At 71.5% G+C, this 22,056-nt stretch carries 19 protein-coding genes; 13 read left to right on the top strand and 6 right to left on the bottom strand.

Going from position 1 to position 22,056, the window contains the following annotated elements; translation table 11 throughout:
* Position 1 precedes the first annotated feature (1 nt).
* Genes AOK17_RS17105 through AOK17_RS17095 form a run of 3 tightly spaced genes read right to left on the bottom strand, consistent with a single transcriptional unit; the run spans position 2 to position 3,729 of the window.
* Positions 2–1,048 carry an ABC transporter permease gene (locus tag AOK17_RS17105; protein WP_055613342.1) on the bottom strand — a complete coding sequence of 349 codons (1,047 nt, stop codon included), beginning with the start codon at positions 1,046–1,048 and terminating at the stop codon, positions 2–4.
* Between the two features lie 37 nt (positions 1,049–1,085).
* Positions 1,086–2,645 (bottom strand): sugar ABC transporter ATP-binding protein, encoded by a 1,560-nt coding sequence (locus tag AOK17_RS17100; protein WP_055613341.1) that lies wholly within the window; start codon positions 2,643–2,645, stop codon positions 1,086–1,088.
* A complete protein-coding gene (locus AOK17_RS17095) occupies positions 2,632–3,729 on the bottom strand; it encodes a substrate-binding domain-containing protein (RefSeq protein WP_055613340.1) in 1,098 nt (365 codons plus the stop codon). Before AOK17_RS17095 ends, AOK17_RS17100 begins: the two co-directional genes overlap by 14 nt.
* Positions 3,730–4,291: 562 nt before the next feature.
* On the opposite strand from AOK17_RS17095, the gene AOK17_RS17090 reads away from it, so the two are divergent.
* Genes AOK17_RS17090 through mtnB form a run of 3 tightly spaced genes read left to right on the top strand, consistent with a single transcriptional unit; the run spans position 4,292 to position 6,218 of the window.
* A complete protein-coding gene (locus AOK17_RS17090; protein ID WP_055613339.1) occupies positions 4,292–4,891 on the top strand; it encodes a 1,2-dihydroxy-3-keto-5-methylthiopentene dioxygenase in 600 nt (199 codons plus the stop codon).
* Positions 4,888–5,613, top strand: a complete 726-nt coding sequence (gene mtnC, locus AOK17_RS17085) for an acireductone synthase (RefSeq protein ID WP_055613338.1) — start codon at positions 4,888–4,890, stop codon at positions 5,611–5,613. Before AOK17_RS17090 ends, mtnC begins: the two co-directional genes overlap by 4 nt.
* Positions 5,610–6,218 (top strand): methylthioribulose 1-phosphate dehydratase, encoded by a 609-nt coding sequence (mtnB, locus tag AOK17_RS17080; protein ID WP_055613337.1) that lies wholly within the window; start codon positions 5,610–5,612, stop codon positions 6,216–6,218. The genes mtnC and mtnB overlap by 4 nt, the downstream gene beginning before the upstream one ends.
* Positions 6,219–6,353: 135 nt before the next feature.
* On the opposite strand, the gene mtnA is transcribed toward mtnB, so the two are convergent.
* Positions 6,354–7,385, bottom strand: coding sequence for an S-methyl-5-thioribose-1-phosphate isomerase (gene mtnA / locus AOK17_RS17075; protein ID WP_055613336.1), 1,032 nt, complete (start codon positions 7,383–7,385; stop codon positions 6,354–6,356).
* 346 nt (positions 7,386–7,731) lie between these two features.
* On the opposite strand from mtnA, the gene AOK17_RS17070 reads away from it, so the two are divergent.
* The 8 genes from AOK17_RS17070 to AOK17_RS17035 all read left to right on the top strand — a co-directional run bounded on the left by AOK17_RS17070 (position 7,732) and on the right by AOK17_RS17035 (position 16,712).
* Entirely contained in the window at positions 7,732–8,787 is a 1,056-nt protein-coding gene (locus AOK17_RS17070; RefSeq protein WP_055613335.1) for a BMP family ABC transporter substrate-binding protein, read from the top strand.
* Entirely contained in the window at positions 8,768–10,438 is a 1,671-nt protein-coding gene (locus AOK17_RS17065; RefSeq protein WP_079053072.1) for an ABC transporter ATP-binding protein, read from the top strand. Before AOK17_RS17070 ends, AOK17_RS17065 begins: the two co-directional genes overlap by 20 nt.
* A 1-nt stretch (position 10,439) precedes the next feature.
* Positions 10,440–11,510: an ABC transporter permease gene (locus tag AOK17_RS17060; RefSeq protein WP_055613334.1), complete on the top strand. Its 1,071-nt coding sequence runs from the start codon at positions 10,440–10,442 to the stop codon at positions 11,508–11,510.
* Positions 11,510–12,379, top strand: a complete 870-nt coding sequence (locus AOK17_RS17055; RefSeq protein WP_055613333.1) for an ABC transporter permease — start codon at positions 11,510–11,512, stop codon at positions 12,377–12,379. Before AOK17_RS17060 ends, AOK17_RS17055 begins: the two co-directional genes overlap by 1 nt.
* On the top strand, positions 12,376–13,128 hold the full coding sequence (locus AOK17_RS17050) for a nucleoside phosphorylase (protein WP_055613332.1): 753 nt from the start codon (positions 12,376–12,378) through the stop codon (positions 13,126–13,128). Before AOK17_RS17055 ends, AOK17_RS17050 begins: the two co-directional genes overlap by 4 nt.
* Positions 13,125–14,459 carry an amidohydrolase gene (locus AOK17_RS17045; RefSeq protein WP_245697202.1) on the top strand — a complete coding sequence of 445 codons (1,335 nt, stop codon included), beginning with the start codon at positions 13,125–13,127 and terminating at the stop codon, positions 14,457–14,459. The genes AOK17_RS17050 and AOK17_RS17045 overlap by 4 nt, the downstream gene beginning before the upstream one ends.
* A gap of 99 nt (positions 14,460–14,558) precedes the next feature.
* Complete coding sequence (locus tag AOK17_RS17040; RefSeq protein WP_055613331.1) at positions 14,559–15,230, top strand: FadR/GntR family transcriptional regulator; 672 nt, start codon at positions 14,559–14,561, stop codon at positions 15,228–15,230.
* A gap of 288 nt (positions 15,231–15,518) precedes the next feature.
* Entirely contained in the window at positions 15,519–16,712 is a 1,194-nt protein-coding gene (locus tag AOK17_RS17035) for a PAC2 family protein (protein ID WP_079053071.1), read from the top strand.
* A 101-nt stretch (positions 16,713–16,813) separates the two neighbouring features.
* On the opposite strand, the gene AOK17_RS17030 is transcribed toward AOK17_RS17035, so the two are convergent.
* Positions 16,814–17,803, bottom strand: a complete 990-nt coding sequence (locus AOK17_RS17030; protein ID WP_055613330.1) for an SMP-30/gluconolactonase/LRE family protein — start codon at positions 17,801–17,803, stop codon at positions 16,814–16,816.
* A 303-nt stretch (positions 17,804–18,106) separates the two neighbouring features.
* Between AOK17_RS17030 and AOK17_RS17025 the strand changes: the two genes are divergently transcribed.
* Entirely contained in the window at positions 18,107–19,855 is a 1,749-nt protein-coding gene (locus tag AOK17_RS17025; RefSeq protein ID WP_055613329.1) for a S8 family peptidase, read from the top strand.
* Positions 19,856–19,966: 111 nt separating this feature from the next.
* Positions 19,967–20,632 carry a hypothetical protein gene (locus tag AOK17_RS17020; RefSeq protein WP_063997239.1) on the top strand — a complete coding sequence of 222 codons (666 nt, stop codon included), beginning with the start codon at positions 19,967–19,969 and terminating at the stop codon, positions 20,630–20,632.
* Between the two features lie 104 nt (positions 20,633–20,736).
* On the opposite strand, the gene mshC is transcribed toward AOK17_RS17020, so the two are convergent.
* Positions 20,737–21,966: a cysteine--1-D-myo-inosityl 2-amino-2-deoxy-alpha-D-glucopyranoside ligase gene (mshC, locus tag AOK17_RS17015; protein ID WP_055613327.1), complete on the bottom strand. Its 1,230-nt coding sequence runs from the start codon at positions 21,964–21,966 to the stop codon at positions 20,737–20,739.
* Between the last annotated feature and the right edge of the window lie 90 nt (positions 21,967–22,056).

Genomic DNA, 22,056 nt, shown 5'->3' with positions numbered 1-22,056 from the left:
CTTATGCGGTGCGGCGCTTGGACAGGGTGAAGCTGAAGACCAGGGCGAGGATGAGGACCGCGCCCTCGACGACGTCCTGTGTGTAGTAGGGCAGGCCCTTGATGGTCAGACCGGTGGTGATGATGCCGATCAGGACGGCGCCCAGGGCCGTGCCCCACACGTTCGGGCGGCCACGGCCGAGGACGGAGGTGCCGACCAGGGCCACCGCCACCGCTTCCAGCAGCTGGGACGTACCGGCCGAGACGTCGCCCTGGCCGATGCGGGACGCCAGGATCAGCCCGCCGATCGACGCGAGGACGCCGGACAGCACGTACGCCAGGGCCCGGTACGCGCCCACGCGGATGCCGGCCAGCCGGGAGGCCTCGGGGTTGGCGCCGATCGCGTAGAGGACACGGCCCCAGCGGGTGCGGGCGAGGAACACCCAGGCGACGACCGTGAGCGCGCCGAAGATCAGCACCGAGACGGGGACGCCGAGGACCGTGCCGCGGTCGATGCGCAGGAAGCCATCGGTGAACTTGCCGGGCGCGGTGGTGCCGTCGGACTGGGTCATGCCCGGGGTGATGGACTGGCCGTCGACCAGGATGAGTTTGGTGCCCTGGATCACGAACATGGTGCCGAGCGTGGCCAGCATGTCGGGGATCTTCAGGACGACGATCAGCAGCGCGTTGAGCAGTCCGGCCAGTGCGCCCGCCGCGACGACGGCGAGGATCGCGACCACGCCGACCTGGTTGTACGTGACCATCGTCTTGGCGGCGACCGTCACGCCGAGCCCGGCCACCGCGCCGACGGACATGTCCATTCCGCCGACGGCCATGGTGAGGGTGACGCCGAGGCCGAGGATCGCGGCGACCGAGACGTACCGGAGGGTGTCGAGGAGTGTCGCCGAGTCGCGGAAGGACGGCTCGCTCAGCGCGAAGTACGTGAAGAGCGTGACGGTGACGAAGATGAAGCCGTACTTGATGACGGCGCTCTGGACGCGCAGGCCGGTGGAGGTCGCGGGTGGGAGCGCCGCCTTGGTCGGCACCTCGGTGCTCTGGGTGGTGGTCATGGCGTGCTTCCTGGTGTGGCGTGCTGAGTGGCCGGCATCAGACGGACGCCGAGATGGACTGGATCACGCGGTCGCGCTCCGCGTCGTCGCCGTACGCGTCGAGGCGGATCTCGCCCGCGGTGAGGACGAGGACCCGGTCGGCGACCTCCAGGACCTCGTCCACGTCGGCCGACAGGACGAGGACCGCGGCTCCTTCGGCGGCCAGGGCGCGGGCCCGGCGGCCGATGTCGCGACGGGCGCCGATGTCCACGCCCCGGAACGGCTCGTCCAGGATGAGGACTCGGGGGCGTTCGGCGAGCCAGCGGCCGACGACGACCTTCTGCTGGTTGCCGCCGGACAGTTCCTCGACGGTGCTGTGCTCGTCGCGGGCGACCACGCCGAGCCGCTCGATGGTGGCGCGGCCGAGGGCGTCCTCCTTGGAGCGGTTCACCAGTCCGGCCGCGGACAAGGGGGCGAGGGACCTGAGGAACGGCAGGGAGATGTTCTGGGCCAGCGACCAGCCGGGGACGAGGGCGTCCGCGTGCCGGTCCTCGGGCACCAGGTGGACGCCGCTGCGGATGGCGTCGGCGGGGCGGCGCGGCGCGTAGGGCCTGCCGTCCAGTTCGAGGGCGCCCGCCGGGAACGGCTCGGCGCCGAAGAGGCCGCGGGCGAGTTCCGTCTTGCCCGCGCCCAACAGGCCGACGACGCCGGTGACTTCGCCCGCCCGGATGTCGAGGTCCTGCGGGGGATGGCCGTCGAACAGCGGCACCCCGCGCAGGGAGAGCGCGATCTCGCCCTGGTCCCCGGCCCGTTGGGGCCGTGCGGCCGTCGCCTCCTGGGCCTGGGCGAGCATCGCGCGCAGGGCGCTGTCCCAGTCGAAGGGCCTGGCCTGGTCCTCGGTGAGAAGGCCGTCCCGCAGGACGACCAGCCGGTCGGCGAGCGCGTCGATCTCGCCGAGCCGGTGGGAGACGTACAGCACCGCGATGCCGTCGTCCCGCATCCGCTCGACGAGCGCGAACAGGCGCTTGGCCTCGGCTGCGGAGAGCGCCGAGGTCGGCTCGTCGAGGACCAGCAGCCGGGGGCGGGTCGCCAGGGCTCGGGCCAGGATCAGCAACTGCCGGTCGGAGACGCCGAGTTCGGTGACATCGCGCCTGAGCACGGAGTCGCTCCAGTTGAGGTCGAGCGCCGACTGGATCTCGCGGGCCCGGGCGAGGAGGCGGCGCCCGTTGAGGAAGGGGTTGCCTCGTGCCTGGGCCAGTTCCTCGAAGACGAGGTTCTCGGCGACCGTGAGCCCGGGCACGATGCCCTCGCCGATGCGCTGGTGGACCGTCTGGATGCCCAACTGGCGGGCGGCGAGGGGCGACTGGAGCGCGGCGAGTGAGCCGTTCACCCGGACCTCACCGCCGTGGTCCGTGTGCACCCCGGACAGGATCTTGATCAGCGTGGACTTGCCTGCGCCGTTGGCACCGAGCAGCGCGACGACGCTGCCCGCGGCGATGTCCAGGGAGACGGAGGCGAGCACCGTCTTCCCGCCGAAGGCCATGCTGACGTCCCGCAGACCCACCGCGGGAATCGGCTCGGACGGCCTCACCGCGGGAGCCGGCTCAGTGGGCGACATTCGCGATCCAGTCCGCGGTGCTGACCTTGGAGAGGTTGAGCGCCGGCAGGGCCTTCCGCAGCTGGTCCATGTTCTCGATGCCCTTGCTCTTCAGGAAGTCCTGGGTGATGGCGACCGCCGGGAACTCCACGGAGGACTTGTTCAGCTGACCGGCGAGCTCCAGGGCGGTCGTACGGACGACGGCGGCACCGACCGCGGACGGGTCCGTGCCCGCCGTGGCCACCCACGGGCTGCCCTTCGCGGTCATGTTCTGGATGTCGGCGTTGGAGACGTCCGCGCCGAAGACCTTCACCTTGTCCTGGAGCTTCTTGTTCTGGACGGCGAGGACGGTGCCCTTGGCGAGTTCGTCGTACGGGGCGAAGACGCCGGCCACGTCGGAGTGCTGGGTGAGCGCGGCGCTGACCAGGGGCACGTTGTCGGTGGCCGTGGAGTCGGTCACCTTGCCGACCTTGAACTCCTGCTTCCAGCCGTTGGCGTCGGCCGTCTTCTTCCAGACGCTGTCGCGCTTGTCGAGGGCGGCGTACCCGGCGACGTTGACGTAGCCGACCTTCGCGTCCTTGCCGAGCTGGTCGCCCATCACGTCGAGGACGGCCTGGGCCATGCTGGCGTCGTCCTGCTTGGTGCTGATCACCGACTTGTTCGTCGTCTCGACGTCGTAGACGACGACCTTGATGCCCTTCTTCACGGCCTTGTCGATCTCCGGCTGGATCGTGGCGGGGAAGCCGTGGTCGACGATGATCGCCTTCGCCCCGGAGTTGATGGCCGCGGACAGGTCGGTGGCCTGCTTGGCGTTGTCCGCCTGGGCGTCGTACACGGTCAGGTCGATGCCGAGGGCCTTCGCCTGCGCCTTGGCGCCGTTGCCCCACTGCTCGAAGTAGTCGCCGGCGCCGCTCTGCCGGACCAGGGCGACCTTCACCTTGCCCTTGCTGAAGGGCGCGGGCTTCGTGCCGGTGGCCGCGGCGGCGGGGGCTGCCTTGTCGCCCGCGGCCTTGGAGGCGTCCGAGGACTGCGAGCAGCCCGCGAGGAGGAGCGCGGAGGCGGAGGCCAGGGAGAGCGCGGCCAGGGGCAGACGGGCACGGGACATGAGGGGCTCCAGGGGTGGCGCGGGAAGGGAGGAAAGGGAGGGGTGAGGAGGGCGTGCGGAGCCCGGAGCGCCGGGGCAAGAATCAGGCCATCGCCGCGCGGGGGTACGCCTCACCGGTCCCGGTGGAACTCGCGGTGGGCGCAGGCGCGGAGGGCACTCCGGGTCAGGTCAGCGACAGCGGGCTGTGGTCGACCGGAGCAAGTCCACGTACAGCCGCCGCACGAGCAGCAGCGTCTTCATACGCAGATCATGAGAACGTTTCCAGCCAGCCGTCAAAGCAGAGGAAGCGGTTTCTCAGGGGTTGAGACAACGACTTCGTCACACTCGGCCGATCACCGGCGTGGAGTTACCATCAGCGAACGACCCGGGACAGCGAGGCTTCCGATGACGACACCATGCGCGACAGCGACACGACGCTGTACCGGCGCGGCGTGTCGCGGCTGACCACAGGTTCTCCCGCCTCCCTCGCCCCGTGGGGCGCCGCCTTTCGCCCGGCTCGACACCCGGTCCCGATGCCCGTCTCGGTATCCGGACTCCCCTTTCACTCACTGGAGTTGCTCCCATGACCCTGCTGACGACGTGGCCGGAGTCCGGTCCCGAGACCACCGTGCGTCGCACCTCCGACCCCGCCGAGATCGCCGCCGCGCTCGCGCCGCTCGGGGTGCGCTACGAGCAGTGGCCCGTCCGCGAGGACGTCCCCGCGGACGCCGACAGCGACACGGTCTTCGCCGCGTACGGGCCGGAGATCGACCGGCTCAACGCCGAAGAGGGCTTCACCACCGTCGACGTCCTCGGGCTGCACCCGAGCGACGACCCGGAGTACCCCGTGAAGGCGAAGGCCGCGCGGGAGAAGTTCCTCCAGGAGCACACGCACGACGACGATGACGAGGTCCGGTTCTTCGTCTCGGGCTCCGGGATCTTCTATCTGCACGTGAACGGCGAGGTGCACGCCGTGTTCTGCGAGAAGGGCGACCTGCTGGGCGTGCCGCGCGGGACGACGCACTGGTTCGACATGGGGACGACGCCGGGCTTCACCGCCATCCGGTTCTTCCACGAGGAGGACGGCTGGATCGGCTCCTTCACCGGTTCCACCATCGCCGGGCGCTTCCCCGACTACGACACCATCGCGGCGGGATACGAGCGGGACCGGGCCGCGGCGTGAGCCTGCGGTTCGACGTGGACGCCGTGGTGCTCGACATCGAGGGCACCACGAGCGCCACGGGGTTCGTCGTCGACGTGCTGTACCCGTACTCGCGCTCCCGTTTCGGAGCGGTACTCTCGGAGCGGAGCACCGATCCGGACGTCGTGCGGGCGGTCTCCCAGGTACGGGACCTGCTCGGCGAGCCCGACGCCGACGCCGTACGCGTCGAGAAGGCACTGCACGAGTGGCTCGACGCCGACGTGAAGGCCACCCCGCTGAAGACACTTCAGGGCCTCATCTGGTCCGAGGGGTTCGCCCGCGGCGACCTGGTCTCCCACTTCTACGACGACGTGGTTCCGGTGCTGCGCCGCTGGCACGGCGACGGCGTACGGCTGCACGTGTACTCGTCCGGGTCCGTGGCCGCGCAGCGCGCGTGGTTCGCGAGCAGCCCGGACGGGGACCTGCTGCCGCTCGTCTCGGGCCTGTACGACACCGAGAACGCGGGGCCCAAGCAGGAGCCGGACTCCTACCGCCGTATCGCCGGGTCGACCGGTGTGGAGGCAGGCCGTCTCCTCTTCCTCTCCGACCGGCCGGGCGAACTGGACGCGGCCCGCGCGGCCGGCTGGCACGCGGTCGGGATCCGGCGGCCCGGGGAGCCGTACTACGAGCAGGGCGTCGGCGACCACGCGCAGGCGGGGACGTTCGACGAGATCACCATCAGCACTTCCGGGAGCACCACGTGACCACCGACATCAGCACATTCGACCTGGAGGAGGCGGGGGCCGTCCTCGCCGCCGAGTCCGCCCGCTTCGCCTCCTTCGGCTGGATGCGGGGCACCTCCGGAAACCTGTCCGTGGTGGTCTCCCGCGATCCCCTGCGGCTCGCGGTCACCGCCAGCGGCCACGACAAGGGCGAACTGACGCCCTCGGACGTCGTGCTGGTCGACGGCAAGGGCGCCGCGGTGAACGGCGGCAAGCCGTCCGCCGAGGCCGAACTGCACGCCCGCGTGGCCGCGTTGACCGGCGCCGGTGCCGTGGTGCACGTCCACACGGTGGCGTCCGTGGCGATGGGCCGACGGGTGCCGGGCGGCATCCTCTTCAAGGACCTGGAGATGCTCAAGGGCATCGGCCAGCCCGCCCACGACGTCGAGGTCCTCCTCCCCGTCATCGCCAACAGCCAGGACATGGAGGTCCTCGGCGACCGCCTGGAGGCGGCCCGCGACCCACGCATGCCCGCGGTGGTCGTGGCGGGCCACGGCCTCTACGTCTGGGGCGACACACCCCGCCAGGCCCGCCACCACACGGAGATCGTGGAGTGGCTCCTGGAACTGGAACTGACGGGCGACTGAGCCGAGTTGCACGAAAGAAGGAGGGCCGAGGCAGAGACGCCTCGGCCCTCCTTCTTGCCTGCGCCGGAGCGCCCCTGAAAGGGGCGCGGGGAACTGCGCGGCCGGCCCCGACTCGCCCGCACCCAACAAACCGGCCTACTTCAACCGGTCCCCCGGCAACTCCCCCGCGGACACCTCCAACACCCCCCGCTCGGTCACGAGCCCCGTGACCAACCGCCCGGGCGTGACATCGAATGCGGGGTTGTGCCCACGTGACTCGGCAGGGGCGGTCCGAACCCCCGCCCACTCCAACACCTCGCTCTCACCCCGCAGTTCGATGTGAATGTCGGCCCCGGTGGCCGTGGAGAGATCGACCGTCGTCGTGGGCGCAGCCACCAGGAACGGCACCCCGGCATCGGCGCACGCCAGTGCGACCCCCACGGTGCCCACCTTGTTCGCCGTGTCCCCGTTGGCGGCGATCCGGTCGGCGCCGACGATCGCCGCGTCCACCTCGCCCCGCAGAATCGTGCCCGCGGCGGCCCCGTCCGCCTGGACGAAGTGCGGAATCCCCTCCTGCACCAACTCCCAGGCGGTCAGCCGCGATCCCTGCAGCAGAGGCCGCGTCTCATCGGCGTACACGACCTCAAGGCGCCCACGGGCGTGCAGTTCACGTATGACGCCGAGCGCGGTGCCCCACCCCGCCGTGGCCAACGCCCCGGTGTTGCAGTGGGTCAGCACCCGCAGCGGCCGGTCCACGTCGACCCGCTTGAGCAGCCAGTCCGCCCCGAACACACCCATGGCCCGGTTGGCCGCGACATCCTCCCGCTGCACCTCCGCCGCCTCGGCGAGCACCGCGTCGAGCCCGTCGTCGAACCGCGTCAGCACCCGGTCGACGCACACCATGAGGTTCACCGCGGTGGGCCGCGCCGCACGGATCCGCGCGACGGCCGCGAGTATCTCCTCCCGCGACCACCCCTCGCGCCGCCCCTGGAGCATCGCGAGGGCGACCCCGTACGCACCCGCGGCACCGATCGCGGGCGCCCCGCGCACCACGAGCCGCTGGATCGCGTCCACCAGGTCGTCCACATCGCGGATCCGGCGGGTCTCGGTGCGGTGCGGGAGGACGGTCTGGTCGATGAGCGCGAGGCTGTTTCCGGTCCAGTCGACAGCGCGCAGTTCCTGGGGCATAGCGGGGCACTCCTGATGTTCCGAAGATGCGCGACACCGTACATGACCTCGAAGAACCACAGTTCGAGACAGTCGAGCGGGTGTCCGGAAACCGGTGTTACAGTCCAGCACCCGCAGCCGGAAGGCCTACGCGAAGGAGGACGTGTGCTGCTGACGATGCGCCGCTTCCTCGACTACGGCCGGTGCGCCAGCGACTGCTGTCGGCGCTGACAGCCGCGACGCCGGACCCCCACCGGGCGTCCACCCTGTTCTCCCCTGGCTCCACCCTCTGCTCGCAGCCTTCATCTCTCAGCGTTTCCCGCTTGAGCGCGCGCCGCCGCACGCACCTTCCCGGAAGGGCAGTCCCATGCCTCGTAGACCCCGTTCGTCCCGTCTCGCCGCCGTCGCGGCCGGCACTGCGCTCCTCGCCACGGCGGCCACCGGCTGCAACGCCGCCGCGAAGAACGACGATTCCGCAGCCGCCGAGAGCGGCGGCAAGAGCTTCACCCTGGTGACGCCGGACCCGGTCGGGCAGAACGAGTTCCTCAAGCTGGCGGTCGACGGAGTGAAGGCCGCGGCCAAGGCTCACGACGGGACGCAGAAGGTCTACCAGTCCTCCGACACCGCCTCGCAGCAGCAGAACGTGCAGGCAGCGGTCGACACCTCGCCGGACGTCATCGTGCTGGTGGGCTTCGAGTTCGCCGACGTGGTCGCGCAGCAGGCCGAGGCGCACCCCGAGCAGCAGTTCCTCGTGATCGACGCGTGCACGACGAAGACGTTCAAGAACGTCAGCTGCGCCGTCTTCCGTGAGCACGAGGGCGTCTATCTGGCGGGCGCCGAGGCCGGACTGCTCAGCAAGAGCGGCAAGGTAGGCGCGGTCGACGTCCTCGACACCCCGCAGTTCCGGCGCTACAGCGACCCGTTCGCGGCCGGTGCCAAGGAGGTCGCCGCGAAGACGTCCGCGAGCACCCGGTTCGTCGGCGGCCAGTCGCCGTTCGACGACTCGGCGCGCGCCAAGGAGCAGGCCAACTCGCTGCTCGCCAAGGGGGCCGACCAGATCATGGCGGCGGCAGCGGCCGGCAACTACGGCGTCTTCGAGGCGGCCAAGGCGAAGGGCGCGTACGCGTACGGCGTGGACGTCAACCAGTGCACGGCCGCGCCCGGCACGGTCGTCGACAACGTGATCAAGAAGACGGACGTCGCCGTGCGGGAGGGCGTCGAGCAGGTCCTCGCCGGCAAGGGCGGCAAGACGATCTCGTACGGCCTCAAGGAGGGCGGCATCAGCCTCACGGGCCTGGAGGACGGCGTGGAGTCCTCCAAGTGCGTGATCGCCGAGCACGAGGACGTACTGAAGAAGGTCGAGGCGCTGCGCGACCGGATCGTGTCCGGAGAGCTGACGGTCGATGACCCGGCGACCAAGTGACGGACCGGCCGCGGGCGTCGACACCTCCGGTGACGCGCCCGCGGTCGACTCACCTCCAGTTGAGGCGCCCGCTGTCGTCGAGCTGCGCGGTATCACCAAGCGTTTCCCCGGCACCCTCGCCAACGACTCGGTCGACCTGACCGTCCGGCGCGGTGAGATCCACGCCCTGATGGGCGAGAACGGCGCGGGCAAGTCCACGCTGATGTCCGTCCTGTACGGGATGGAGCGGCCGGACGCGGGCTCGATACGGATCGAAGGGCGCGAGGTGTCCTTCGGGAGCCCGGGCACCGCGATGGCCGCCGGGCTCGGCATGGTCCACCAGAGCTTCAAGCTGTTCGACTCGCTGACGGTCGCCGAGAACGTCGTCTACCGGGCCGAGCCGCGCCGCTTCGGACTGCTGGACCGGGCGGCGGCGCGGCGCCGGGTACGTGAACTCGCCGAGGAGCACGGCCTCGCCGTCGATCCGGACGCCCGGGTCGGCGACCTGCCGGTCGGACTGCGGCAGCGGGTGGAGATCCTGAAGCTGCTGCACCGCGGCGCCCGTACCCTCATCCTCGACGAGCCGACGGCAGTGCTCACGCCGGCCGAGGCCGACGCCCTGTTCGCGGTCCTCCGGTCGCTGACCGCGCAGGGCCGCACGGTGATCCTTGTCACGCACAAACTGCGTGAGGTGCTCGAAGGCAGCGACAACGTCACGGTCCTGCGGGACGGGCGGGTCGTCGCGCGGCTGCGCACGGCCGACACGACCGCCGCCGAGATCGCGACCGCGATGACCGGCCGCGCGGTCGACCTGGACCGGGTCCACCCGGAGGGCAGTCCCGGCGAGGTCGTGCTGGACGTCGAGGGGCTGAGCACGGCGGGTGTTCGAGAGCTCCGACTCACGGTCCGTGCCGGGGAGATCGTCGGCATCGCGGGGGTCGCGGGCAACGGACAGAGCGAACTCGTCGAGGCGCTCGCCGGACTGCGGCCGGTCACCGCAGGGCGGGTCGGGCTGCGGGGCGAGGACATCACGCACGCCTCGGCGACCGAGCGGCGCGCGAAGGGCCTCGCGTACGTACCGGAGGACCGCCACGCGGTCGGCACCGCGCCCGCGGCGACCGTCGCGGACAACCTCGCGATGGGCCACCACCGCACCACGCTCGCCTCACCGCGCGGTCTGCTGCCGCCGTCGGCGGTACGCGCCCACGCGCGCGCCCTCGTCGAACGCTTCGGCATCAAGGCGTCCACGCCCGACGTGCCGGCCTCCGCGCTGTCCGGCGGCAATCTCCAGAAGCTTCTGATCGGCCGCGAACTCGCCCACGGGGCACCGCTGTTGCTGGTGGAACAGCCCACCCGCGGCGTGGACATCGGCGCGATCCAGGCCATCCACGACGAGCTCGTCGCCTACCGCGACGCGGGCCACGCCGTCCTCCTCGTCTCCGCCGAACTCAGCGAGATCCGCGGCCTCGCCGACCGGGTCCTGGTGATGTACGAGGGCCGGGTGACGGCTTCGTACGCCAAGTCGGACGCGGACGAGGCGACGCTCGGCCTGGCGATGGCGGGCGGCACCGCCGAGCCCGTGGCCGCGACCGCAACCGCCGCAGCAACCGCCGTCGCGACACCGGCCCCGACGGCCGCCGCGCCCAACACCCCCGCGCCGGACGGAGACTGACATGGCCCGCCCATCGACGGACCGCATCACGCGGGCGCTCCGCTCCCCCGTCACCTTCTCCGTGCTCGCCGGGCTCGTCATCGGCGCGCTGTTCCTGGTGGGCACGGGGGCCGATCCGTTCGCCGCGTACGGGGCCGTCGTCACCGGCTCGCTCGGGGCCGACGGGATCGGCGCGACGCTCAGTACCGTGACCAGCGTGCTGGGGATGGCGCTCGCGCTGGCGATTCCGCTGCGCGCCGGGCTCATCAACCTCGGCGGGGACGGGCAGATGGTGCTCGGCGGGATCGCCGCGGCCGTCACCGGGCTGTACTCGCCGCTGCCCGCGCCGCTCACCGTCGTGCTCGCGCTCCTCGCCGGGATCACGGCAGGTGCCGGGTACGCCGCGCTGGCCGCGCTCTGCGAGAACCGGTTCGGTGTGCCGCTGCTGGTGAGCAGCCTGTTGCTCAGCTACCCGGCGACCTCGCTCGCCTCCTATCTGGTGCGGTATCCGCTCAAGGAGCCCGGATCCAGCCTGCCCCAGACGCGGCGGCTCCCGGAGGGTGTGGCGCTGCCCGCCTTCGGCACGTCGACCGTGACGTTCGGGCTGGTTCTCGTCGTGCTCGCGGCGACCGCGTACTGGTTCGCCGACCGGCGCACGGCCATCGGCTACGAGATCCGTATGACCGGCCTCAATCCTCGCTTCGCCGCGTACGCGGGTGTCGAACGCAAGGGGCTCACGCTCCGGCTGATGGCCACCTCCGGCGCGATCGCGGGGCTGGTCGGCGCGATCGGCGTGCTGAGCTTCCCGTACCGCTTCCTCGACGGTTCGCTGACGGCGCCCGGCTACACCTGGACGGGGCTGACCGCGGCGCTGCTCGCGGCGGCGGCACCGCTGGGCACCGTGCTGGCGTCGTTCTTCTTCGCCGTACTGCAGGTCGGCGGGCTCTCCATGGAGCGCACCACGGAGGTGCCGCGCGAGCTGACGCAGGTGTTGCAGGCCATCGTCATCGTGTTCCTGGCGGCCCGGCCGAGCTTCTCGCGCAGGCGACGCAAGACGGTCCAAGAGCCCATCGCGCAGGGGGAGTTCGCCTGATGTTCTTCGACTCCGATCTCCTGATGTCGGCGCTGCGCGCGCTGACCCCGATCCTGCTCGCCGCGCTCGGTGGCGCCGTGTGCGAGCGTGCGGGGGTCTTCAACATCGGCCTGGAAGGCATGATGCTGATGGGCTGCTTCACGGCCGTGGCCACCAGCTGGTTCACCGGCAGCCCATGGCTCGGCGTCCTGGCGGCAGCGCTCGCCGCCGCCGCGTACTCGCTGATCCTGGCCGTGGGCACGGTCACGCTGCGCGGCGACGCGGTGGTCCTCGGCGTCGCGATGAACCTCCTCGCCGTGGGTCTGACCAGCTTCCTGCTGCGTACGATCTTCGGTGTGCAGGGCACTTTTGACGATCCGTCACTCGCCGGGCTCCCGTTGGTCGGTGGCTTCTCGCCGCTCGCGTATCTGGCATGGGCCGCGGTCGCCGTGGCGGCCCTGATGCTGTCGCGGCACGTGTGGGGGCTGCGGCTGCGCGGGGTCGGCGAGGCACCGGAGGCCGCGGCCACACTGGGGGTGAGCCCGGCCCGGTACAAGTACGCGGCGGTGCTCGTGTCCGGTGTGCTGTGCGGGCTCGCCGGGGCCCAACTGGCCCTGGGGAACGTCACGTTGTTCTCCGAGAACATGACGGCGGGCCGCGGCTGGATCGCCGTCGTCGCGGTCATGCTCGGGCGCGCCCTGCCCTTCGGTGTCCTGCTCGCCGCCCTGCTCTTCGGTGTCGCCGAGGCCGCGGGCTTCCGACTGCAGGGCCTCGGCCTGCCCCAGCAGGCGACCGACGCCGCGCCGTACGTCGTCACGCTCGGCGCCCTCTTCCTCAGCACGGCGCAGCGCCGCCGCCGCACCGGCCGTACGACTGGAGTCGCTTCATGACGCAGGACCTGCTGCCCATCACCCGGATACCCCGCACCGGGCTGCCCCCGCACGCCGTCGTGGTCGGCGACCCGGCGCGCGCCGCGGCCGTCGCCGCGCTGCTCGACGGGGCCGAGGAGGTGTCGTACCACCGCGAATACCGTGTGTTCAGCGGGAGTTGGAAGGGACTGCCGGTCGTCGTCGCCTCGCACGGTGTCGGCGGGCCCGGTGCGATCCTGCTCTTCCAGGAGCTGGCCGACGCGGGGGTGCGCACGATCCTGCGGTTCGGCACGGCGGGCGCGATGCGGCCCGGCATCCGTGACGGCGATCTGGTCATAGCGGAGGCGGCCGTACGCGACGACGGGGTGACCCAGCAGCTGCTGCCGCCCGAGTATCCGGCGGTGGCCGCGCCCGAGGCGGTGCTCGCGCTGCAGCGGGCGGCGCGCGAGCAGGGCGCCCCGCACCACCGGGGCTTCGTATGGACGCGGGCCGCCTTCCAGCCGGGGCTGATACCCCTGCCCTCGTACGACGGGGCAGGGCTCGCCGCCATCGAGATGGAGCTGTCGGCGCTGCTCGTCACGGCCTCGCTGCGCGGCTTGACCGCGGGCGGTGTCCTCGTGATCGACGGCGCGAACGCCGACGAACTCGTCGACGAGGGCGCGACCGGCGGCTACAACCCGCACCGCGAGGTCGTCGCCGCGGGCGTCGAGCGCGGCAGTGTGGTCTCCCTCGAAGCCCTGCGCCTGCTCGCGGAAGGGGAAGCGCTGTGAGCATTCCCGCCCAACGGACCGCCCCCGCCGACCTGTTGGTCCACGGCGGCGACATCCTCACCGTCGACGCGGCCGGCACGGTCGTACCCGACGGAGCCGTGGCGATCCGCGACGGCGAGATCCTCGCGGTCGGACCGGCCGCGGACCTGCGGGCCCGCTACACGGCCGCCGACGACCTCGACGCGACCGGCTGTCTGGTGCTCCCCGGCCTGGTCAACGCGCACACCCACCTTGCGATGACGCTGCTGCGAGGCCGCGCCGACGACGTGACGCTGCAGGGCTTCCTGGAGCGGGTGATCCGCTGGGAGAGCGAGCTGCTGTCGGCGGAGAACGTCGCGGCGGCGATCCGGGTCGCGATCGCCGAGAGCGTACGGGCCGGGGTGACCTCGGCGCTCGACATGTACTGGTTCCACGAGGCGGCCGAGCAGGTCGCGCACGAGGCGGGCTGGCGGCTGCACACGGGGCCGACCTTCATGGACGTACCGACCCCGCCCGACGGCATGGCGTACGGGGACCGGCTGGAGTGGGCGCGCCGGGACCTGGCCGGCCGCACCGGCCTGCCCGGCACGCGTCCCGTGCTCTTCGCGCACTCCGCCTACACCCTCTCCCCCGCCCAGCTGACCGAAATCGCAGCGCTGGCAAGGGAGTTCGGCGCGCTGCTGCACATCCACGCGGCGGAGAACACCGCCGAGGTCGCGACCGTCGAGGAGCGTTACGGCAAGCGCCCGGTGGAGCTGCTCGACTCGCTCGGGCTGCTCGGCCCCGATCTGCTGCTGGCCCACGCCGTGGACCTGACCGGCCCCGAGATCGCGGCGCTCGCCCGGACCGGCACCTCGGTCGCCCACTGCCCGGTGTCCAACCTCAAGCTGGGCTGCGGCATCGCCCCGGTGCCCCGGCTCCTGGACGCGGGCGTGACCGTCGGTCTCGGCACGGACGGCGCGGTCAGCTCCAACACGCTGGACGTCCTGCGGGCGCTGGGCACGGCCGCCCTGGTGCACAAGGCGGCCGGCGATCCGACCGCGGTCGGCGCCGAGCAGGCCGTGCGCATGGCCACCGTCGAGGGCGCCCGCGCACTGGGCCTGGACGCCCACCTGGGTTCGCTGGAGGCGGGCAAGCGGGCCGACCTGATCGTCCTGGACCTGGGCGGTCCGCATCTCGCTCCCCGCCACGATCCGTGGTCGACACTGGCGTACTCCGCGCGGGCCTCGGACGTACGGGACACGGTCGTCGACGGGCGGATCCTGATGCGTGACCGTACGCTCACGACGCTCGACGAGGCCGCCGCGCTTGCGGACCTGGCGGCCCTCGTGTCAACGTCCGACCTTGTGTGATCGTGATCGTCACTGAGGGGCTCTCCGGGGCGACGGAAGCCGCATAATGAGACATCGGATGTCTGAGCGACATATCTGATCGACAGGGAGGCCCCCGCCATGGCAGTCACCGATGAGGCGATCGAGAAGATCAAGGGAATGATCGTCTCCGGCGCACTGCGCCCCGGCGACCGGCTCCCCAAGGAGAGCGAGCTCGCCGCCGATCTCGGCCTGTCCCGGAACTCCCTGCGGGAGGCGGTGCGGGCGCTCTCCCTCATCCGCATCCTGGACGTGCGGCAGGGCGACGGCACGTACGTCACGAGCCTGGACCCGCAGCTCCTCCTCGAAGCGCTGAGCTTCGTCGTGGACTTCCACCGCGACGACACGGTCCTGGAGTTCCTCGCGGTACGCCGCATCCTGGAGCCGGCCGCGACGGCGATGGCGGCGCTGCGGATCAGCGAGCAGCAACTGGACGCCCTCGGCGCCCAGCTGAACGCGCTCGGCGCCGCGCCCTCGGTGGAGGAACTCGTCGCCTGCGACCTGGAGTTCCACCGGGGCATCGTCCAGTCCTCCGGCAACTCGGTGCTCTGCTCCCTCCTCGACGGCCTGTCCGGTCCCACGACCCGCGCCCGTATCTGGCGCGGTCTGACCCAGGAGGACGCGGTCAGCCGCACCCTCCACGAGCACCGCGCCATCCTCAGCGCGCTCCGCGACCGCGACGCGGAGGCCGCCCGCTCCTGGGCGACCGTGCACATCGCGAGCGTGGAGCAGTGGCTGCGCTCGACGTTGTGACCGGCCGGTCGGCGACGGCGCCCGTCTCCTCCGCTCCGGCTCGCCGGACCTGGGGACGGTTCGGACATCCGACCTCTGTCGATCATCCGACGCAGGGCGCCACCTCGAAACAACGTCCGGGCCCGCCGTGGAAGTTGACCGGGGACAGCTCGGACGGCTGTGGGGTGTTCGGGAGTGACGAATGGGGCAGTGATGCGGTCACTCCCCCATACAAGGGGGCTGCGGGCGCTCCCCGCGCAAGCCGTAAGGTTGGGGCGTACGCGAGGGCACGTCGGAAGGAGGCGCTGGGTGATCGAGCTCGAGGGGGTTCCCGAGCTGGTCGACCCGGTCATGGTGGCCGCGTTCGAAGGCTGGAACGACGCCGGCGACGCCGCCTCCACCGCGGTCGCACATCTGGACAGGGAGTGGAAGGGCGAGGTGTTCGCGGCGCTCGACGCCGAGGACTACTACGACTTCCAGGTGAACCGCCCGACCGTGTGGCTGGACGGCGGGGTCCGCAAGATCACCTGGCCGACGACAAGGTTGTCGGTGGTACGGGTCGGCGGCGAGAAGCCGCGTGACCTGGTGCTGGTGAGGGGCATCGAGCCGTCGATGCGCTGGCGCTCGTTCTGCAACGAGCTGCTGGGCTTCGCCCATGAGCTGGGCGTCGAGCTGGTCGTCATCCTGGGCGCCCTGCTCGGCGACACCCCGCACACCCGTCCGGTCCCGGTCAGCGGCGTCACGTCCGACCCGGACCTGGCCCGCACGATGGACCTGGAGGAGACCAAGTACGAGGGCCCCACGGGCATCGTCGGCATCCTCCAGGAGGCGTGCACGCACGCGGGCGTACCGGCGGTCTCACTGTGGGCGGCCGTGCCGCACTACGTCTCGCAGCCGCCCAACCCGAAGGCGACGCTGGCCCTCCTCAACCGCCTCGAGGACCTCATCGACATGCGCATCCCGCTGGGCGAACTGCCCGAGGACGCGCGGGCCTGGCAGCTGGGCGTGGACCAGCTGGCCGCCGAGGACAGCGAGGTCGCGGAGTACGTGCAGACGCTGGAGGAGGCCCGGGACACCGCCGAGCTGCCGGAGGCGTCGGGCGAGGCGATCGCCCGCGAGTTCGAGCGGTATCTGCGCAGACGGGACGGGGGCGGTCCGGGTTCGCCGCCCGGCTCCCATGCCACGGAGAGCGGGGATCCCGCCTCGTACCTCAAGGACGGCCCGGGTGGCCGTGTCTGGCCACCGAAGCCGCAGCGGCCGGAGGCCACGGACGAGGCAACCGAGGACGACACATCCGATTCCTCGGACTCCTCGAACCTCTCCGAGGGCGACGCGTCGGGGACGTCCGGTACGAAGGGGACTCCCGACGCCAAGGGGAAGTCCGGCTCCTCGGAGTCTTCGGACGCCGAATCGCCGGGCTCCGAATCCTCCGGTTCCTCAGGTTCCAGCTCCCCAGGATCAGGATCCTCGGACTCCGGTTCGTCGGATTCCTCGGAGGACTGACCGAGCGAGACGGCCGGAGCAAGACGGCCGGAGCGAGACTGCCCTGGCGATATCGGCCGGGCGAAGGGGCGGCGCGCGTCGGGCGCGCCGCCCCTCGCGCGTCAGACCTGACGCACCGCCACCACGTCGTACTCCGTGTCGGGCGTCGGCTCGACATCGAAGCGCGCGTTCGGCAGATAGAGACGGTCGCCCCACGCCGCGGCCGTCGTCGGGATCCGGAAGCGCGGGTCGGTGATCCGGGTGATCACCGTGCCCTTGGTGCCGGCGGAGTTCAGCCGGAACACGTCGATCGCGTTCTGCTGTTGCTGCACGACGTAGAGAGTCCGGCCCAGGAGCAACAGCCCGTCACCGTTGGGGATCCTGGCCGCGCCGAGGTCGACCGCGGTCGCGGCTCCGGTGCGCGGGTCGACCCGCATCAGCGTGCCGCCGCCGGCGAAGGCGTTCACCACCAGGAGCGCGCTGCCGTCCGGTGTGCGCTCGATCCCGTTGGCGGTGAAGTCCGTGCCCTGCTGCCAGTCTCCGCCGAGCGGCACGGTCCTGACGGCCCCGGGCCTGCCGTGCCGACCGAGCGCGAGCCGGTAGAGCTGAGGCGCGAAGGAGTCGGTGAACCAGGCGGCGCCCGGCGTGAGGATCACGTCGTTCACGAACGTGCCCCCGACGGCGTACGACTTCTCGATCTCTCCCGTACGGATGTCGACGGTACGCAGATCGCCGCCGGCCCCTCCGCTGACGAACAGCCGGCCGTGCCGGTCGGTCTTCAGTCCCACGCTGGGATGTCCGGCGCCAGGGCCCTTGCTGATGACGGAGCCGCGCCCGGTGGCGAGGCTCGCGCGGTAGATGTCGCCGTTGGCCAGCGACCCGAAGTACGCGAACGGGGCGGAGCCGATGGCTATGCCCTCCGGCTGGAAGCCGTTGGGCAGTGGGAACCGGTCCGGCCGGCGCTTCTCCGGACCCTGCTGCGGTCCCTTCTGCGATCCCTTCTCCGGTGATTCGGCCGCGTGCGCCGTGCCGCCCAGGAGTGCCGCTCCTCCCAGGGCGGCGGCCGTGGTGAGGAGTCTTCGACGTGCGAAGGAACGGTCTGCGAGTGCCACTGTGCGTCCTTCCACGAGAGGGCCGACGCGGGGCCGGCCCGACGGTCAACAGACGCTGTCACCCCATCACATGACAACCGTCTCCGCTGTCTTTGGCCGGATTGTGGCGTGACATCTGTTTCAGGACGGATTGCGCACGGTACCCAATTCAACTTGTTCTCAAACGCAGTTGGCGAACTCGGGGGTGGACGAGTCGGTCCGGGAGGAGCAAGGTGTGCCCCGGAGGACACCGACGGAGGCACGACTCTCGACAACTCCAGCACCCGCACAAGCACTTGCACGGACCGAAGGGAGCGGCACGCGATGACCGACCAGGCACAGCCCGCGCAGGGCCCGGGAGCGTCCGGGCCAGGGCCCGACGGAGCGGGATTCACCTACCGAGGAGCCGAGCAGGAACTGATCGTCGTCGCACGGCCCGAGGCCCGGCTGCGCGCCGAGGCCGAAGGGGTCCGTTCGGCGGCCGGCGCCGACGTGTCGGCGCTGAACATGTTCCTCAGCGACGAACAGCTCGCCCTGCAACCGCTGTTCGGCAGCGAGGAGCGGCTGCAGTCGGCGGCCCAGCCCTCGGCCGCGGGCGCCGAGACACTGCCCGACCTCGGACTCTTCTACCGGGTACGCGGCGTCGAGAGCCGCGCCCAGGAGCTGCGTTCGCGGATCGCGGCACTGCCCGAGATCGCCACGGCGTATGTGAAGCCGGGTGCCGTACCGGCCTCGGTGGGGTCCGTGGGACACAGCACCGACGAGAGCCGGCGGCGCAAGGAAGGCGCCCCCGTCACACCCGACTTCACCAGCCGCCAGGGCTATCTGCGCCCCGCGCCCGAGGGCGTGGACGCGCACTGGGCCTGGCAGCGGCCCGGCGGTTCCGGCCAGGGCGTCACCGTGATCGACGTGGAGGGCGCCTGGCAGCTCGGCCACGAGGACCTGGCGGCCAAGCTCGCGGGCGTCGTGGTCGGCACCCCGATCCAGGACCTGGCCTGGCGCAACCACGGCACGGCCGTCATCGGTGTGATCGGCGGCGACCGCAACGAGTACGGGATCACCGGCATCGTGCCGGACGCGGTGACCGCCGCCGCGTCGTTCCACGGCATCGGCTCGGCAGCAGCGATCCACGCGGCGGCCGACCGGCTGAACGCCGGCGACATCATCCTGGTCGAACTGCACAGTCCTGGACCGCGGTTCGACTTCGCGGTGCGCGACGACCAGCGCGGCTACGTCGCGCTGGAATGGTGGCCGGACGACTTCGCGGCCATCCGGTACGCGACCGCCAAGGGCGTCCTGGTGGTGGAGGCCGCGGGCAACGGCGGGGAGTCCCTGGACGACGCGGTGTACGAGCGTCGGCCCGACGAGTTCCCGGAGTGGTGGCGCAACCCGTTCAACCCGTCCAATCAGTCCTCCGGCGCGATCGTGGTCGGCGCGGGCGCTCCGCCGCCCGGTACCCACGGCCGCGACCACGGCCCGGACCGCTCACGTCTGGCGTTCTCCAACTACGGGGCGCGGGTGGACGCGCAGGGCTGGGGCCGTGAGGTCACCACGACCGGCGGCTTCTGGGACAAGCCCGGTGATCTGCAGGGCGGCGCCGAGGAGATCGCCTGGTTCACCGACACGTTCTCCGGGACCTCGTCCGCCTCCCCGCTGGTGGTGGGCGCCCTGGCCGCGCTGCAGGGCATGCTCAGGGCCGTCGGCCAGGAACCGATGGACCCGGAGCGGGCGCGCAGGCTGCTGCGGGCCACGGGCTCCCCGCAGCAGGACGCGCCGGGCCGGCCCGCGTCGCAGCGGATCGGCAACCGGCCCGACATCAAGGCGGCGGTCGCCCATCTGCTGCCTGAGGCGGTCGGCTCGGGCCAGGCCGAGCGGTACTGGGACGAGTTGCTCCCGTACCCCCGCGAACTCCCGCCCAGGCTCCGGCTGTTCGTGGCCGGTGACTGGCGGAGCCTGAACAACCCGTCCGCCGAGATCCGCCAGGCGGTGCACTCCGCCTTCGCGGGCGGACGGCCCGACGTGCGCGTCTGGTTCTCGGACGACGAGATCGTCGGCCTGGTCGTCACGGGCTGACGAGACCGGCCGTTCCTCGGACCGGCCGTCCCGCGCAGGACCGACCATCGCGCAACGACCAACACTCAACGACCAACCATCGCTCGACAATTGAGGGAAGGTGGCACCCGCATGAGCACCACCCCGCAGATGAGCCAACAGGGCCAGCAGCAGGGCCAGAACCAGGGCCAGCAGGGTCAGCAGCAGGGCCCGAGCACGGCTCCCCCGCAGCAGCAGGGGCAGCAGGGCCAGCAGAGCTACGGCCAGCAGATGCCGTTCGGGCAGCAGCAACAGCAGCCCTTCGGACAGCAGATGCAGCAGCCGTTCGGCCCGCAGGGCATGGGTCAGCAGCAGCCCTTCGGCCAGCAGGGCATCGGTCAGCAGGGCATGGGCCGGCAGCAGATTCCGCAGCACCCCCAGCACCAGCTTCCGCAGCACCTGCAGCAGCAGCTCCAGCAGCTCGGCCAGCAGCAGCCGTTCCAGCAGCTGCTTCACCAGCTCGGCGGGCAGCAGCAACAGCAGGAGCAGGGCCAGGGCCAGCCGTTGATCATGCGCAGCGCGGTCGAGGCCGCGGCGCTGACGAGTGGTGTGGCCGAGCACTTCTGGGACGTCGTCACGCCGCTGCCGGGCCAGCCGTCGATCCTCTACCTGTACATCAACCAGGGCTGGCGTCCGCTGGTCAACCCGAACCAGGTGACGCACGACGAGGTCCAGGAGGCCTTCGCCTTCGGCCAGCAGGTCATCGGGATCTACGACTCCACGAGCAACACGATCCAGGCCGTCATCGTGAACAAGTAGGCCTTCATCGTGAACAACTGGGCCCCGTCGTGAGCAGGTAGCACGACGGACCCACCGCACAGAGGGCGCCGGACGGGCAACGACCCGTCCGGCGCCCGGCGTTGCTAGAGGGCCACGCCCAACAGGGCGTCCACGGCCCGCGATACGACGCCGGGGGCGCCCTCATCGGTCCCGCCGCTCTCTGCCTGGAGCGCGGCCCAGCGGTCGACGGCGGCGAGCGCGGCCGGCGCGTCCAGGTCGTTCGCGAGGGCCTCGCGGATCTCCTCGACGAGCGCCTCGGCGGACGGGCCGTCGGGCCGCGACACGGCGGCCCGCCAGCGCTCCAGGCGCGCGAGGGCGTCCTGGAGAACCTGGTCGGTCCACTCCCAGTCGGCACGGTAGTGGTGCGAGAGCAGGGCGAGCCGGATGGCCGCCGGGTCGACACCGTCACGCCGGAGCGTGGACACGAAGACGAGATTGCCCTTGGACTTGGACATCTTCTCGCCGTCGAGCGCGACCATGCCTGCGTGCACGTACGCCTTGGCCATCGGGAACTCGCCGGTCAGCGCCTGCGCGTGGGAGGCGCCCATCTCGTGGTGCGGGAAGGCGAGGTCGGAGCCGCCGCCCTGCACGTCGAAGCCCATGCCCAGGTGGTCGAGGGCGATCGCGACGCACTCGATGTGCCAGCCGGGCCGGCCCTGCCCGAGCGAGGCGCCGTCCCAGCTCGGCTCGCCCTCGCGGGCGGCCATCCACAGCATCGGGTCGAGGGGGTTCTTCTTGCCCGGACGGTCCGGGTCGCCGCCGCGCTCGGCGGACAGCAGCCGCATCGCCGCCGCGTCCAGGTTGGACACCTGGCCGAAGTGCGGGTCGGACTCGACGGAGAAGTAGACGTCCCCTTCGAGCTCGTACGCCGCACCCGCGTCCCGCAGCCGCTCGACCAGCGGGACGATCCCGGGTATGGCCTCGACGGCGCCGATGTAGTGCTTGGGGGGCAGCATCCGCAGGGCGGTCATGTCCTCGCGGAAGAGGGTGGTCTCCTTCTCGGCGAGGGAGACCCAGTCGACGTTGTCCCGCGCGGCGCGCTCCAGCAGCGGATCGTCGACGTCCGTCACGTTCTGGACGTAGTGAACCTGCCGCTTGGTGTCGAGCCACACGCGCTGCACGAGGTCGAACGCGTTGTAGGTCGCCGCGTGACCCAGATGGGTCGCGTCGTACGGAGTGATGCCGCAGACGTAGATACGGGCGACGGGACCGGGGTCGAGGGTCACAAGACCGTCGGTCGCGGTGTCGTGGATCCGGAGGTCGCGGCCCTTGCCGGGCAGGGCAGGGACGTCGGAAGCGGGCCAGGCATGCATGTCATGAGCCTAACCGGACGGATGTTCCGTATACGAACCGGACCAGGCCAGATGGCCGGGAAGGCCTTCTTGCGTACGGATCCGGGGTGT

The sequence above is a fragment of the Streptomyces phaeochromogenes genome, assembly GCF_001418655.1.
Lineage (GTDB): Bacteria > Actinomycetota > Actinomycetes > Streptomycetales > Streptomycetaceae > Streptomyces > Streptomyces phaeochromogenes.
Note: the sequence above shows the minus strand (reverse complement) of the source record. Positions and strands in the feature narration are given on the sequence as shown.